The organism is Paenibacillus sp. FSL R5-0486 (assembly GCF_037975155.1).
Lineage (GTDB): Bacteria > Bacillota > Bacilli > Paenibacillales > Paenibacillaceae > Paenibacillus > Paenibacillus amylolyticus.
Map to the genome: position 1 here is coordinate 6,533,348 of NZ_CP150237.1, position 15,789 is coordinate 6,549,136.

The 15,789-nt window shown below is 47.5% G+C and carries 13 protein-coding genes; all 13 read right to left on the reverse strand.

The window, feature by feature from the left end:
- Positions 1–314 precede the first annotated feature (314 nt).
- Entirely contained in the window at positions 315–2,036 is a 1,722-nt protein-coding gene (locus MKY01_RS28935) for a phospho-sugar mutase (protein ID WP_339284477.1), read from the reverse strand.
- Between the two features lie 111 nt (positions 2,037–2,147).
- Positions 2,148–2,579, reverse strand: coding sequence for a 3-hydroxyacyl-ACP dehydratase FabZ (gene fabZ, locus MKY01_RS28940; protein ID WP_036613058.1), 432 nt, complete (start codon positions 2,577–2,579; stop codon positions 2,148–2,150).
- A 487-nt stretch (positions 2,580–3,066) separates the two neighbouring features.
- On the reverse strand, positions 3,067–3,291 hold the full coding sequence (locus tag MKY01_RS28945) for a DNA-directed RNA polymerase subunit beta (protein ID WP_017691949.1): 225 nt from the start codon (positions 3,289–3,291) through the stop codon (positions 3,067–3,069).
- A 12-nt stretch (positions 3,292–3,303) separates the two neighbouring features.
- A complete protein-coding gene (locus MKY01_RS28950) occupies positions 3,304–4,143 on the reverse strand; it encodes a flagellar hook-basal body protein (RefSeq protein ID WP_076319216.1) in 840 nt (279 codons plus the stop codon).
- 640 nt (positions 4,144–4,783) lie between these two features.
- Positions 4,784–5,668: a flagellar hook-basal body protein gene (locus MKY01_RS28955; RefSeq protein ID WP_105600129.1), complete on the reverse strand. Its 885-nt coding sequence runs from the start codon at positions 5,666–5,668 to the stop codon at positions 4,784–4,786.
- Between the two features lie 100 nt (positions 5,669–5,768).
- Positions 5,769–6,767 carry a rod shape-determining protein gene (locus tag MKY01_RS28960; protein WP_036612542.1) on the reverse strand — a complete coding sequence of 333 codons (999 nt, stop codon included), beginning with the start codon at positions 6,765–6,767 and terminating at the stop codon, positions 5,769–5,771.
- Positions 6,768–6,986: 219 nt separating this feature from the next.
- On the reverse strand, positions 6,987–7,274 hold the full coding sequence (gene spoIIID / locus MKY01_RS28965; RefSeq protein ID WP_024632710.1) for a sporulation transcriptional regulator SpoIIID: 288 nt from the start codon (positions 7,272–7,274) through the stop codon (positions 6,987–6,989).
- Positions 7,275–7,444: 170 nt separating this feature from the next.
- Entirely contained in the window at positions 7,445–8,185 is a 741-nt protein-coding gene (locus MKY01_RS28970) for a M23 family metallopeptidase (protein ID WP_339284479.1), read from the reverse strand.
- Positions 8,186–9,291: 1,106 nt separating this feature from the next.
- Complete coding sequence (spoIID, locus tag MKY01_RS28975; RefSeq protein ID WP_339284481.1) at positions 9,292–10,632, reverse strand: stage II sporulation protein D; 1,341 nt, start codon at positions 10,630–10,632, stop codon at positions 9,292–9,294.
- A 467-nt stretch (positions 10,633–11,099) separates the two neighbouring features.
- Complete coding sequence (gene murA / locus MKY01_RS28980; protein WP_017691942.1) at positions 11,100–12,446, reverse strand: UDP-N-acetylglucosamine 1-carboxyvinyltransferase; 1,347 nt, start codon at positions 12,444–12,446, stop codon at positions 11,100–11,102.
- A gap of 522 nt (positions 12,447–12,968) precedes the next feature.
- The gene (locus tag MKY01_RS28985) at positions 12,969–13,226 is read right to left on the reverse strand and encodes a DUF1146 family protein (protein ID WP_017691941.1); all 258 of its coding nucleotides are present in this window, start codon (positions 13,224–13,226) and stop codon (positions 12,969–12,971) included.
- 606 nt (positions 13,227–13,832) lie between these two features.
- Positions 13,833–14,237 (reverse strand): F0F1 ATP synthase subunit epsilon, encoded by a 405-nt coding sequence (locus MKY01_RS28990; RefSeq protein WP_036612555.1) that lies wholly within the window; start codon positions 14,235–14,237, stop codon positions 13,833–13,835.
- Positions 14,238–14,299: 62 nt separating this feature from the next.
- On the reverse strand, positions 14,300–15,703 hold the full coding sequence (gene atpD / locus MKY01_RS28995) for a F0F1 ATP synthase subunit beta (RefSeq protein ID WP_047840699.1): 1,404 nt from the start codon (positions 15,701–15,703) through the stop codon (positions 14,300–14,302).
- Between the last annotated feature and the right edge of the window lie 86 nt (positions 15,704–15,789).

Sequence of the window (15,789 nt, forward strand, 5' to 3'; positions counted from 1 at the left end):
AACAAGCCTTCTTATATGCTATATAGATTGAACTAAAGCATTATTTACACTCGCCACTTCGATGGCAGAACAACCTTCCGATCGCTGTTATCCCCCGATTTTTTTGATTCACTTTTAATAAAGGTGAAAATCTGGTGATAAAGGCGAACGTTTCACTTCTTCAGGTTATTTCTGCCCTCTACGTTCTCGTGTAAATGTTCAGTTCAATTTATATAGATCCATCTGTAATATTATTTCAAAGAAAAACCCCTCCGCCAACCAACCTTACGGTGCGGAGAGGCCTTCTCATGTTCTTGCTCATTGTTGCATTCGTATTATTGTGCGTCTACACGCGACATCACTGTAGTCACCAGACGCTCGATCCGGCTTTCCGCATCTTCCAAATTCTCTCCACGCACGGCGAAGTATACTTTGATCTTCGGTTCTGTTCCCGAAGGGCGCAAGCAGAACCATGAACCGTCTGCCAAGATGAACTTCAGTACGTTCTCCTTCGGAAGACCGTCCAGACCAAGGGAGTAGTCCAGTACATCTTGTACCGCAATTCCCGCTACTTCTTGTGGCGGATTGGTACGCCAGTCCGTCATTTTGGCTTGAATCTGAGCCACGCCGTCTTTGCCTTTCAGCGTACGGGACTCCAGCTTCTCCAAGAAATATCCGAATTGGTTGTACAGCTCTTGCAAGACATCATACAACGTCTTGCCTTGGCTCTTATAATACGCAGCTGCTTCAGCAATCAGCATCGAGGCAAGGACAGCATCCTTGTCACGGGCATAGTTACCGGAAAGGTAGCCATAACTCTCTTCATATCCGAACAAGAATGTATTACTGCCTGTTGCTTCGAACTGGTTCATTTTTTCACCAATATATTTGAAGCCCGTCAGTGTGTTCATCACTTCTGCACCGTAATGTTCAGCAATAACAGCACCCATCTCACTTGTTACGATTGTTTTGACAACCGCACCATTGCTTGGCAGTGTACCTGTCTCTTGCAGGCGACTGAGCAGGTAATGTACCATAATGGCACCAGACTGGTTACCGGACAAGACGAAATATTTGCCATCGTTGTCTTTCACCACAGCACCCATACGGTCTGCATCCGGATCTGTTCCGATCAGAATATCAGCGCCCACGGATTCTCCCAGCTTCATTGCAAGCGTAAACGCTTCGCGTTCTTCCGGGTTAGGGGATTTCACGGTAGAGAACTCAGCATCCGGCTGTTCCTGTTCAGCCACAATGTGCACTTGCTCGAATCCGATCTGCTCCAGTACGCGACGTACAGGGATGTTGCCTGTTCCGTGCAGCGGTGTGTAAACGATTTTGAAATCACGGCCTATGCCGGATTGGATCAGTTCGCGGCTCAGACTGCGGCTTGCTACGGTATCCACAAACGCTTGATCTTGGTCTTCACCCAACCAGATCAGGAGCCCTTGAGCTTCTGCTTCTTCTTGCGTCAGTTTTTTCACATCAGCAAGGGAAGGTACTTCCTGAATGTACTGAATGACCTTTTCCGCTTCAGCCGGTACCAATTGACCGCCCTCATGATTGTAAACTTTATAGCCGTTATATTCCGGTGGGTTATGGCTCGCTGTTACAACGATCCCGCCAGTTGCCTTCTGATGACGCACTGCGAATGACAACTCAGGAGTTGAACGCAGGGATGGGAACAGCTTGGCTACAATGCCGTTTCCAGCCAGTACAAGCGCAGCATCCAGTGTGAATTCAGGTGAAAAATGGCGGGAATCATGAGCAATGACAACAGAAGGTTTGCCTTCTTGGTCACCATGCTGCTCAAGCAAATAACGCGCAAATCCTTGCGTTGCCCGACCTACGGTGTAACGGTTCATCCGGTTACTTCCCGCACCAATGACCCCGCGCAATCCACCTGTACCAAACTCCAGGTTTCTGTAAAAACGTTCCTCCAGCTCTTTCGGCTGATCCTGCAAGTCACGAAGCTCCTGTTTCGTTGCTTCATCAATCGAAGCATCCTCCAACCATTGCTGCAACGTCTCTGCTGCTGCTGTGCTTAACTGTTCCATTCCGATAAACCCCTTCCGTCTATATAAATTCAGGTGTGCTGAGTTACTTCAACATCTTGCATCATTCGGTCCGTCTACGTTCCTGCATGATGTCAATGCTCACGTATGTAATCAGCTTGGGTCAGACAGTGCAAACATGATCTCGCCTTCAGCGACCACTTTGTCGTTCACTCGGGCAGTTGCTTTACCTTTACCGATAGAACCTTTCAGACGTGTAATCTCCACTTCCAGAATCAACGTATCTCCGGGCACAACTTGTCCACGGAATCGGAAGTTGTCCAGTCCCGCCAAAAAGCCGATTTTGCCTTTGTTGCCTTCCAAATTCAGAATGGCTACCGCACCAACTTGAGCTAGCGCTTCTGTAATCAGTACACCCGGCATTACGGGATACTCTGGGAAATGACCAATGAAGAAAGGTTCGTTAATGGTTACGTTTTTCAAACCAACGGCACGTTTGCCATCCTCAATCTCTAGAATCTTGTCCACCAGCAGAAACGGGGGGCGGTGCGGGATGATTTCTTGAATCTGTTTGATATCGAGCACAGTGTAATCTCCTCTCGGGATGTTTATATGAGCGTTCTTCATCATGGATTTTTCATGTGCGCATAGGTGACCGTTACGGTTACGGATCGTTCTTTCGATCGCTGTTGTTTCCTAATGTTTCTGAACTATTTTTCAGATGGATAACATTAGGAAACAAAGGCGAGCGCTTCGCTTCTTTCGAACGATTCCGTTCCCTTCACTGACTTTAGTGCGGACATGGAAAACCTGATTATGACAAAGTCGAAGCTCATATAAAAGGTTTTTAATTTTAAATTTTGTATGGAAAGCATATTTTCGGTTAACACTAGTTATATCCTTCATGACTGCAGTAGTGAAGGTTAAGATAAGGGGTCTCTCTTCGCGATGACGAATGTCTTTCGCAGGGGAGGCCTCTTTTGTGACGTCAAACGTCATCCATCATTATACTGTTTTCAACGTCAAAAAGAAAACTCCTGCCTGCGCAGGAGTTTTCGCTTAACTCGTTACATTATGGAGCGAATACCAGATTATATACATGTTCCCATGTACTCCATTGCCATACGGAACCGATATCCTGTTTGCCCAGTACCACATATCCAGCTACCATTCCGCCAGCGAGGGCAAGAACAAGCAGGACCGGAACCAGGAACCATCTTGCGATGCGCCATCCACTCTTCTTCTTCTTGACTTCCTTTTTCTCCGGCTTACTGTTCTGCTGCTGTGTTTCTGTCATCACATTCACCTTTTACGCTCTCATATTGTTGGCAAGACCCAACATGGAATCACTTGAAGTTAGCGCCTTTGCCGCCAGCTGATATGTCCGCTGTCCTTGCATAAGCAAAGACATCTCCTGTGTCAGATCAACGTTGGATTGCTCCAGAAATCCTGGTCGGATCAAGGCCGCTGCTTGACGTGTAGCTGCATTAGCGCCAAATACATCATCTTCGGTTAATCCCGCATCCAGACCAAACAGGTTATCCGCAAACTGCACCAGCCCCTCAGGACGTTCAATGTCTACCACTTGCAACTGTGCTCCAATGGTTGCGTTTGCCGCATTACCGCGTCGGATTAACAGGTTGCCATTTTCATCAAAAGCAACTTTGCTATTATTCGGTGCCGTAATACGATTGCCTTGACGATCCAGGGCAAAGTGGCCTTCGCCATTGACCATTACCATCATATCAGGTGAATTCGGAGTAGGCTTAGGTCTTGTATCAGGTACAAAATGAAATGCACCCTGACGTGTCCACATTTTCTCCCCATTCGCTTCAACTGCAAACATCGCATTTCCTTCAATGGCCAGATCGGTCGGAAGACCAGTCTCGTTCAAGGGGCCTTGAGACATATCCTTCGTTACATCTGCCAAACGAGCACCAAAACCGAGGTTATATCCCATCGGTGTGGAACGTCCATCCAGTTTGTACTTGTCCGGTTGTTGTTGAACCCGGGTCAGCACATCCTCGAATGCCGCCTGCTTGCTCTTATAGCCTGCCGTATTCACGTTGGCAATATTATCGGAAATGACATCCAGACGCTGCTGTATGGCAGTCATGGAAACCTTGGCACTAATCATGGAATTATTCATTGGTGGTATACCCTCCCTTGTGTCCTGTCCACCCTCCCAAACCCTCCCTAGTAGGGAGGGCCCCAGATGGCGCTGCCCTCTGGACTCCCGAAACAGGCGGATTAGGTAAGTGGGGTACGATCTTGCTAAGTGACGGTGGTGTGTGTTCGCCGCGACTGCCCGACTATGATTCCCGCCATCGTTTCACATGGCTGAATCATAGTCGGGCACGCTCTTTATGCGGCGTGTAGCTCCGCGTGGTCTCTTCCCTGCTTTGCTTCGCAAAGGGCTGTCGAGACCGTCGCTTCGCTCAGGTATTGCTACGTATTCCTCGCATAGGCTCGGATGCGATTGGTTTGCGCTTCGCGTGGTCTCTTCCTTGCTTTGCTTCGCAAAGGGCTGTCGAGACCGTCGCTGCGCTCAGGTACTGCCACGCATTCCTCGCATAGGCTCGGCTGCGTCTAGGCTCTTGCGCTCCGCGGGGTCTCTTCCTTGCTTTGCTCGGCAAAGGACTGTCGAGACCGTCGCTGCGCTCAGGTACTGCTACGCATTCCTCGCATAGGCTCGGCTGCGTTTGGTTTGCGCTTCGCGTGAGCCTCTCTGCTTTGCTACGCAAAGGGCGTTTGGCTCTCCGCTGCGCGGTTATATTTAAACGTCGGCGTTATACACGCCCGACTTCATTGACGGCTTTATCCAGACTGCGGTCGTAGAATTGTACGATCTTCTGGTTTGCTTCATACGCACGGAATGCGGCGTTCATATCAACCGTTGCCTGTGAGGCATCAACATTGGAACCTTCCAGGTATCCCTGACGGATCTGCACATTATCACCAGCAGCCATCATCCGGGACGTTGCCCCGTTTGCATCGCTGAGACTGAAATTGCCATTACCTTGACGAACCAGTTGATTCGGCTGGTCAATGACACTAATGCCAAGAGTAACCCCTGTTGGTGCACCCGTTGCTGCATCTACCAAACGGCCTTGCTCATCCACTTTAAATTGCTCCACAGAACCTGTCAACACTACAGGTTGTCCATTATTATCCAACACTTGTGAACCTGTTGAACTCAGCAATTGTCCCGTTCCAGTGATCTCGAAGTGACCATCGCGTGTGTATCCGGTGTTACCTTCTGCATCCTGAACTGTAAAATACGCCTGAGGCTGGTAAGTCACCGTGCCGTCGGCCCGTACAAATTTGCCTGATGCGTCAAACGGGACAGGTTGTCCAGTCTGCGGATCATTGACAGTCATATTGGATGAAATGGAAAAATCATTTTTCTGCCCAGTCTCCATAATGGTTCCCTGCAAATTCATGGACAAACTCTCTTCCGCGAACACCCCCGTGTTCAGCTTGCCCAGCCGCTTTGTTGGAAGATTTGCATCTCCGCCTACCAAAGTAATGAGCATTTCCGGGAAGGAACGGCTTACGCTGTTCACCTGTTTATATCCCGTGGTGTTCATATTTACGATATTCTGTGTTGCTGTGTCATGGCGGCGTTGTTGCGTAATCATTCCCGCAGTAGCGGTGTACAGACCTCTTAACATGAATTAACCCCTCTCCTCAAGCGCTTGACCTGTCACAGGTTGGCTGCTTGTCCGTTCTGCTTTCCGAGCATGGCGAACCTTTGCTATTTATATCGGCAGATTAGAACTTTTTCTTAACCACCTGATCCAAATTATTAAGCATTATGCCTGTCCCCTTCACGACACAGTGCATCGGATCTTCCGCAACCCATACCGGTACATGCAATTCATTGGACAAAAGCTCGTCCAGTCCGTTCAGCAACGCACCTCCGCCAGTCAATACAACACCACGGTCGATAATGTCCGCTGACAATTCAGGCGGTGTACGTTCCAATACCGATTTGGCTGCCACGATGATGGATTGTACGGAATCCCAAAGTGCTTCCTGTACTTCATTTCCCGATATCGTTACAGTAACAGGAAGGCCGGATACCATATCGCGTCCGCGAATGTCCATCTCCGTTTGATGTCCACCCGGATGTACGGTACCAATCGCAATTTTGATATCTTCAGCGGTCCGTTCACCGATCATGAGCTTGTACTTGGCTTTGATAAACTTGATAATGGCTTCGTCGAACTTGTCCCCTGCGACTTTAATAGAAGAGGCGGTGACCACGTCGCCCATAGAAAGGACTGCAACGTCAGTCGTACCGCCGCCGATATCCACGACCATATTGCCGCTCGGCTGAAAAATATCCATTCCCGCACCGATCGCTGCCGCTTTCGGCTCTTCTTCCAGAAACACTTCTTTGGCACCGCTGCGTTCTGCCGCCTCACGGATGGCCTTCTGCTCCACGGAAGTAATGTTCGTTGGTGCACAGATCAGAATTCGAGGGTGGCTGTACCAGCTTCTTGCACCCACACGATTAATGAAATGTCTGAGCATCGCTTCTGTAATCTCGAAATCCGCAATAACGCCGTCACGCAGCGGTCTAATGGCAACAATGTTACCTGGAGTACGCCCCACCATACGACGCGCTTCTTCCCCAACAGCAAGGACACGCTTCGTATCTCTTTCAATGGTCACGACGGAAGGTTCATCGAGGACAACCCCACTTCCTTTCACGTGAATAAGCACGTTGGCCGTGCCAAGATCAATACCGATATCCTTGCTAAACATAAAAGAGCCCCCAAAGTGATATTATTTGGTCAGCGTATCCTGTGAAAAAGAGTCCCTTATCACGTCACCGCTCGTTCGACAAAGTGCAACATATATATGTAAAAATCGGGCTGATAAGATGTCATAATTCGATCCTGTACCAGCATTTAACATATCATACTTCAGGGGAGGGATTCAATGCATGTGTGAGCTTTTTGGCCTACGTCTTTGTGAAGATGCTTACGATTTGGCGGAAGCCAACACCTCACGTTTCTTGCCACTCGTTTTTTTGTATTTAATTTTGGTCGCTTCACCGCCCCGCAAATGGCGGATCGACTTGTGATACTCCAAAATGTGTTTCACCTGGTCAGCAAGATCAGGGTTGATTTCCGGCAGACGCTCCGTCAGATCCTTATGCACAGTACTCTTTGACACGCCGAATTCTTTGGCTATGGTACGGACCGTATTCCTCGTCTCAACAATGCAGCGACCAATTTTGATGGTCCGTTCCTTGATGTAATCGTGCACGCTCCCGCCTCCCTACTGTGTGGATAGTTTGGTACATTATATGAGGAGCATGCCTATATATTCGCGGTTTAGAGGTGTGACAAGCTTCGAAGGTCCCATTATTTTCTGAAAAGCACAAAAAGAGCAGAGGTTTAACCCCCTGCCCGTCATGTTGCTGCGGTAAAATTCATTTATTTTTCCGGAAGATATCCTTGAGGGTTAACCGGCTGTCCGTCTTCGTACACTTCAAAGTGAAGATGGTTGCCAAGCGTTTTACCCAATTCATTGACGCCAGCGGATGCAATCGCATCTCCCTGTTTCACTTCGTCGTCCTGTTTCACTTTGACGTCTGCCAAGCTTTGGTACACCGTCTTCAGGTTATTGCTATGTGTGATTTCCACAACTTGACCTGTGAGCGGATTTTGCTCAACCCGGGTAACTTTACCGGCGAGTGCTGCTTTGACTTCAAACGTTTTGTTATCCCCACGTGCCAGATCCACACCCGTGTTCGGGATGAATGTATCATTGTACTGCACCATTGCCGCTTCATGTTCCTCGGTTGAAGCTTCGCTATCATAGAAAGGTTTCACTACCGAAATTTCGGACGGTACCGCTACCGGCCATACAAAATTCTCCGACTTTGCAACAACTTCCACACTTTCTTCTTCTCCACCTACTGCTGTTCCTTCTGTACCCGCCGATGCGCCTGTTTCTACTACCCCGCTAGCAGGGTCCGAGTTTAGCGTTTTGTCGCCTGTGCCCTGATAGACCCACACTAAGGTTAGTATAATGCCTGCTGCTGCGATGTAGGCTGCCGGGAAGACCCAGCGTTTGGACATTGCTCTTTTCCATGAAGAGGGCTGACTAGCCGGTACTCCTTGAGTTGTTTTAGGAGTTTCTTCTTGGTTTGTTTTTTTGTTTTGTTCATTCATGTTAATCACCTCAGTAACAAGTGTTACCGGGTGCAACTCTTTTATACACGCGCGACTCTAATTATTTTCACGGAGGTTTCAGAGAGTGCTATATATGTGAAGGGTGAGTGGTTAGTGCGTGCGCCGCTTCGGGGCCAGAAAACCTTTCGACCGGCTGTTATCCCCGGATTTCCTGATTATTTCTCCCAATGGAAAAATCCGGTGATAAAGGCGGCCGCTTCGCTTCTACAGGTCTTTTCTGTCCCCTGCGCTCCCCATACGCTAGCACTCTCCTCATATATAGCCGAATCTCGAAAGCTCCGGAATGGTGAAATCCGGTAGTAAAGGCGGACACTTTGTTTCTAAAGTCTTTTCTGTCCCCTGCGCTCTCCATACGGCTAGCACTCTCCGCATATATAGCCAAATCTCGAAAGCTCCGGAATGGGTGTTGGTAGACTGGTCTGGATTGGCTGTAGGGGTCAATCTTTCTATGAAGTGCATTTATCGGTGAGAGAAAGGATATAGGATGTGACTGGATAATGCAGATTTAAACCACCCAGGTTCTTTGAAAGTGAGATGTGAGATTAGAGATAGACAAAGCGCGCCAATACTGAATGTTCCATCTAACATCTTGATTTAAAAGAAACTGGATCATGAATGGTTACAGTATAGTTAGAAGTTGCTTGGTAGACAGGGAACATAAATCAATTTTTTAACCTTAGGGCTTGGAAACTTAATTTCAACGTTCTGGTTCTGGTTCGGCTTGCTTATTGCGAATGAGCATGTAGTGAATGGCAGTATCCTCAATTTTGTTAATGATTAGATTATAAAATATTTCTAACGAACTCAGACGGCCTTATGGGCGGGGAAATCGCGGCTTAGGAATTCTAACGAACCGTAGACACGCTAATTACTCTTTTGGGCGCTATTATCGGATCAATTCGGTGGTATGTCGTGATATAACGTGTCTGAGATTCGTTAGAATTTCCATTCGTTGTAATATCGCCTGATAAGGCCTCCCAGGTTCGTTAGCGTGCAACTGCTCTCATTCACATACATTTGTATACATTCGCACATACTCCTACTCATTCGAATTGTTTCGCTTTATCCATCCGTGTTCATCTCTCCTACTTCGATGCAAGCATCTTGGATGCCTGTCCGAATGAAATGCCGGTATAGTAGTGTTTGAGAATTTGGGTGGCCGTGTGTCCCTCCTGCGCCATGCCGTTTGCTCCCCATTGGCTCATGCCAACCCCATGACCGTAACCGTACGTTGTAATCTGGATTTCGTCACCTGTGGTCTTCCAACTGAACTGGCTGGATCTTAATCCAAGCAGTTTACGAACCTCGGGTCCGCTGAATGTCTCACCTGCGATCTGCATTTCCTTAATCCGATGTCCTTTGGTTGTAGACAATACTTCCATCCACGATCCACCCTTCTGGCCGGTAACCGGAATGGCATCCAAGTTTAACTTCTGCAGAATCTCGTTACGCTTCATGGTGACGGTCTGCTTGAATCCTGGTGCCAGGTTTTTGTCCCACGGACTGTCTACACTTTGCAGATACGGCACGGCGTTCCCCCATACATCCTCAGCATTCTCGGTATACCCATTACTTGTGGAAAAAAAGGATGCGGTGATTGCCTTGCCCTGATATGTCATCACCGTATCTCGACTTTCGCGCACAGCCTGTTGCAGCTTCTCCCATTCCTTCGCCTTCCCTAGACGCGTCCAATCCGATTCCACCTGATCTGGCGGAATAAACACCTGATGGCTGACCGTATCCGTCACATCCGCCGCACCTGATGGAACACCGCTTGTATCACTCGCAGCTAACCTACGCACGATAAATGTACGAGCAGCTATTGCCTGCGCCTTTAACGCCTCCAGTCTGAATTCCGCTGGCATCTCAGCTGCCACAACCCCGGTAACATAGTCTTCCAATGGCAGATTCATCGTTGTGCCCGTTGCAGACAGGTATACGCGCACTTTAGGTTCAGGGTACGTAACAGGAACGGCTGGCGCAGGAGCTGGGGTTCTTGTACTGCTTGAATCTGTTGGAGCAGGGATCGGCTTTGGTGATTCACTTGTCCGCGGCCATACCAGAATTACCGGAATCAGTAACGCCATTGCCAATAAGGCAGATACAGCGGCAGCAGGTTGCCATCGCGTCGTATTACGTCCCCATCGGGGTTTTCGTCCAAATGTCCGCATTCGGCGACGCTTCACTCGGCGGAACTGGTCCAGCTCAATAACAGGTATATGAATATGCTCGGTTGTCTGTCGGTTCAGTTCATCTGCCGACACCCGTCCTGGATTGGATAATCTTGCAGGCTGTGATGGAACAGTCCTCAGGTTCAATGGGGCAGGCTTGTCTTTTTCCACTCCAGAAACGATATTTCCCTCCGGCTCTTGCATACCTGGACGAGGGACAAGGGGTACCTTTACCTGTACACGAGCTTCTTTCATTCGAATATAACCCTCCGTTATCTATGGCCGGTCATGTGCCGGTCGTGTTGTTCAAATCCATAGTTTAGGTTATGAGCTGGCTTGATCTGATAGAACCTGATTTGAGAGAAACGAGGCCCTTTTCGTTCTGTTCAATTTCTTGTTTTCTTTTGCTATCTACATCTTAGAAACGTTGACCTGTCGCTGTATACCGGTGTTTAGCTGGATCCGACACCCATATAAAGTATGCTCTTTCATTTGGTTCAGAATCGATACAGAATACGATGTTATGCTATACAAGTTAGGACCAGCTATTAATAGAATCAGGTATCAAATATCTCGTTGTCTTCTTAAAAGTAAACACAAAAAAAGCCAAGCCAGATGGCTTAGCTTTATCATTTTTGACAATCACGTTCCATCGCATTCATAATCCACACAACTGTGTGACTTATAATAGAGGGACCATATTTTTTCTATTCAATCCAGTGTTAAGCCAAAGTTGGTTGCACCTTAAACATCGGTACTTCTTTCTCCACTTTTTCACTAGGTGCTTTGGTTGCTTCCAGCTTAGGCTCATCAACCGAGATCCGATAGATGTCAGCGCCAAGTCCATTAAGCTTCTCAGCGAGATGTACATAGCCACGGTCGATGTGATGAACACCGCCCACTTCCGTTGTACCTTCAGCAACAAGACCTGCAATAATGAGTGCGGCACCCGCACGCAGATCGGTAGCCGTTACTTTGGCACCCTTCAGTTTGGCATTACCTGTGACGATGGACGAACGTCCTTCAACTTTGATCTCCGCATTCATCAATTGGAATTCATCCACATGCATGAATCGGTTTTCAAAAACAGTCTCTGTCACGACACTTGTTCCTTCAGATGCAAGCAAAAGTGCCATCATCTGGGATTGCATATCTGTCGGGAATCCTGGGTATGGTAATGTTTTCACATCCACAGCCTTAAGAGGGCGATCTGCGATTACACGCACGCCATTCTCATCCGGTTGGATTGTAACACCCATCTCTTCAAGCTTCGCGATAACGGAGCCTAAATGATCAGAGATTGCACCTTCAATGTACACGTCACCACCCGAAATTGCAGCAGCAGCCATATACGTACCAGCTTCTACCCGATCCGGAATAACGGTGTGTGTAACACCTGTCAGTTTCTCCACACCTTCAATGCGGATCACTCCAGTACCAGCACCACGTACGATGGCACCCATCCCATTCAGGAAGTTGGCAAGATCCACAATCTCAGGTTCTTTTGCCGCGTTCTCCAGAACAGTTACACCTTCGGCCAATGTTGCAGCCATCATAATATTTTGAGTGGCACCTACGGAAGCCACATCCAGATAAATTTTCGCGCCACGCAACCGACCTTGGCTACGAGCTTCGATATAACCTTGGCCCAAGCTGATCTCTGCGCCCATGGCTTCAAAACCTTTCAAATGCTGATCAATAGGCCGTGTACCGATGGCACATCCACCAGGAAGTGAGATTCTTGTATGACCCATACGAGTCAACAAAGGCCCCATGACCAGGAAAGACGCCCGCATTTTACTTACCCATTCATACGGGGCTTCACAGGAAGTAAGTTTCTCCGCATTTACGGTAATCACTTCGTCCCGGTATGTAACTCCCGCTCCCAGCGATTCCAACACCTTGTTAATCGTCATCACATCGTCTAGAGGAGGCGCGTCAATAATAACGCTTTGTCCTTCTTCCCCTAAGAGAGAGGCAGCGATGATCGGAAGAACAGAATTTTTAGCGCCGCTAACTTTGACACTTCCGGTCAACCTTTTGCCACCGCGGACGATAAATTTGCTCATCATGGTTCCCTCCGCGCTTTTATTCCCTTTTCTTCATTCCGGAATACGTAAGCCCCACTATGCTAGAAAGGACTGTTGCTGTGTGTGGAATTTCGACATATTCTGGCATATTGCCACAGATGTCTGTTCAGAAAAGAATTGGTTTTTATAATCCATATCAATGATACCATGTGCCGTGCATCTTGCTATTCAGCATGTAAAAATCAGTGTCTTACAAGCCAGCAGAGCATCAGAACAGACAGAGTGGGATGGTTATTAGCCGGCATGAACCGGATATCCCGTTTATAACTACAAAATAAGTGAACAATTGTGAATTCCCTAACTTCCATCATAACATTGTTGAATTGTACGATACAAGCATTTTTACATAAAACATCTCAAATTCATCCAATTTTACGTCACATTTTTTTCTTAATTTCTTTACCGACAACTCATACTCTAATTGTTAACACAATTAATCGATGTTATTCGACAATGAGCAGCTTGAAGAACCTAACAGATGATTAACCAACCATCTCAACATTAAAACAAATTACGCAACATTTGAGTCCAGGACAAGTAGTCAATGACAAAGCCAGCAACGGCATGCCCCAAAATGATGGCGAGCAACAAATGCAACAGTCTTCCCTGAGCACCTCGTGGTTGCCTGATGATTAAATCCAGTTTGAGATTTGTCAAAGCCCACCAAGACAACGCAATACATAACAGGGAGACGATGATTGAGACCAAGCCATTGGTGCTTAACGCTTGGTTCACCTGATTCGTCAGATCAGTATCCATATATTCTTTACCTCCACATTTGTTGCAGCGATCAGCATATCATATGCCCGGCACCCATAACTTGTTAGTATACTGGAATGTCTTAAGCACAACATACTGAGCGTACTGTCAGATTTACTCCTGCCAGGCAGGAATCTCCTGATGCCCAATCACCGAGCAGCAACAATGCGGCTGTGCATGACTATGGAATCTACTACGCAGCTTCCTGCTTCTGCTGACTCTATGGAATATAGGCTCTTTCATCATACATTGTCAATTACATTGATTTCCACTTCTAAAATATTTTAATTTTAAAATGCCGGGATTTTGTGACTAAAACGACATAAAAGAGCGCTATTTCGATATCGATTCTGTCATTTCCTCGGAAATAATTTAAATTTACTCATGAAAAAAATGGTTCTCTTAGTGGTAAATGCGCCCACTACTTTAGTCCTACATTCTATTCAAATAATCATAATCGGTGAATATTTTGCTTAAAATACTTCTGTTTACTGAAGGGATAGGATGGATTTGTGGTCAGCCCTTTTGATATATTCGATAAAACAATTCTATTAAACAAACTCAAAAAAGCCCGGCAGACTAAGCCGCCAGGCTTCAAAGAATCGTTTATTTGCCGAACACATTAATCCGGTTAACCGCTTTTTGCAGCGCAATCTCTGCACGACGGTGATCAAAGTGGTCCTGATTGCTTTGGCTTGCAAGCCGACGTTCTGCCCGCTCTTTCGCCGCACGCGCACGATCCACATCAATGCTTTCCGGGAATTCAGCACTCTCTGCGAGTACAACAACCTTATCTTTACGAACTTCGATAAACCCGCCACCGATAGCAACTCGTTTATTTTCTTTTCCGTTATGGATATAGATTGGTGCAATCTGCAAAGGTGTAACCATAGGAATATGACCTGGCAGAATGCCCAGTTCCCCTTCAATACCACGAGCCGTAATGCTATTCACCTGTTCTGAATAGACCAAACGCTCGGGTGTTACGATTTCCAACAAAAAGGTGCTCAATTCCATCCCTCCTGAAATATCCGAAGGATAGCCCGCTTCATAAGGACAATCCTGGATTCAGACTAAACCAGTGTTTTGGCTTTCTCCACTGCCTCTTCAATTGTACCAACAAAGAGGAAAGCTGCTTCCGGAAGATCATCATACTTACCTTCGAGAATCTCTTTAAAGCTGCGCACCGTTTCTTTAACTGGAACGTATTTACCCGGAATACCGTTAAATGCTTCAGCAACGTGGAAAGGCTGGGACAAGAAACGTTGGATTTTACGAGCACGGTATACAAGCGCTCTATCTTCTTCACTCAACTCGTCCATACCCAGGATTGCAATGATATCTTGCAATTCATTGTAACGTGCCAAGATACGTTTAACGCCTTGAGCTACGCTGTAGTGTTCTTCACCTACAACTTCAGGGGACAAGATCCGGGAGCTGGAAGCCAGTGGATCTACCGCAGGGTAGATACCCATCTCGGAAATTTTACGCTCCAAGTTCGTCGTTGCATCCAAGTGGGCAAACGTCGTTGCAGGAGCCGGGTCAGTGTAGTCATCCGCAGGCACGTAGATGGCCTGGATGGATGTTACAGAACCTTTTTTCGTTGATGTGATACGTTCTTGCAGTTGACCCATTTCTGTTGCCAGCGTAGGTTGGTAACCTACCGCGGAAGGCATACGTCCAAGCAAGGCAGATACTTCTGAACCCGCTTGGGTGAAACGGAAGATATTATCGATAAAGAGCAACACGTCACGGCCTTCTTCATCACGGAAGTATTCCGCCATCGTCAGACCTGTGAGGGCTACACGAAGACGTGCGCCTGGAGGCTCGTTCATTTGTCCGAAAACCATTGCTGTTTTGTTGATAACGCCGGAATCACTCATCTCGTGATACAAGTCATTACCTTCACGTGTACGCTCACCAACACCCGCAAATACGGAGATACCGCCGTGCTCTTGTGCGATGTTGTTGATCAATTCCTGAATGGTTACCGTCTTACCTACACCGGCACCACCGAAGAGACCGATTTTACCACCTTTAGCGTAAGGAGCGAGCAAGTCGATAACTTTGATTCCTGTCTCCAGCATCTCTGCTTGGGTAGTCAGTTCATCAAATGCAGGTGCTGAACGGTGAATCGGGTTCTTGTGCTCAGCAGCTACGGCACCGCCAGTATCAATCGCTTCGCCGAGTACGTTAAATACACGACCCAGTGTTGCTTCTCCGACGGGTACAGAGATTGGTGCTCCTGTATCTAAAGCTTCCATACCACGAACAAGTCCATCCGTGGAGGACATCGCAATACAACGTACTCGGTTGTCACCCAGATGTTTCGAAGCTTCGAGTGTAAGGTTTACACTAACGCCGCTCTCACTTACTGTAGTGATCGTAATGGCATTGAGGATTTCCGGCAGACCGCCGCGATCAAACTCGACGTCAACAACCGGACCCATGATGCTCACAACGCGTCCTTTGTTCATCTTAACGTTCCCCTCCTACAAGCCTGCTACTTTTGCAAAAATAATGTACCGTTCGTTTATCTTTGCTCTGCAAGCCTTCATTAATA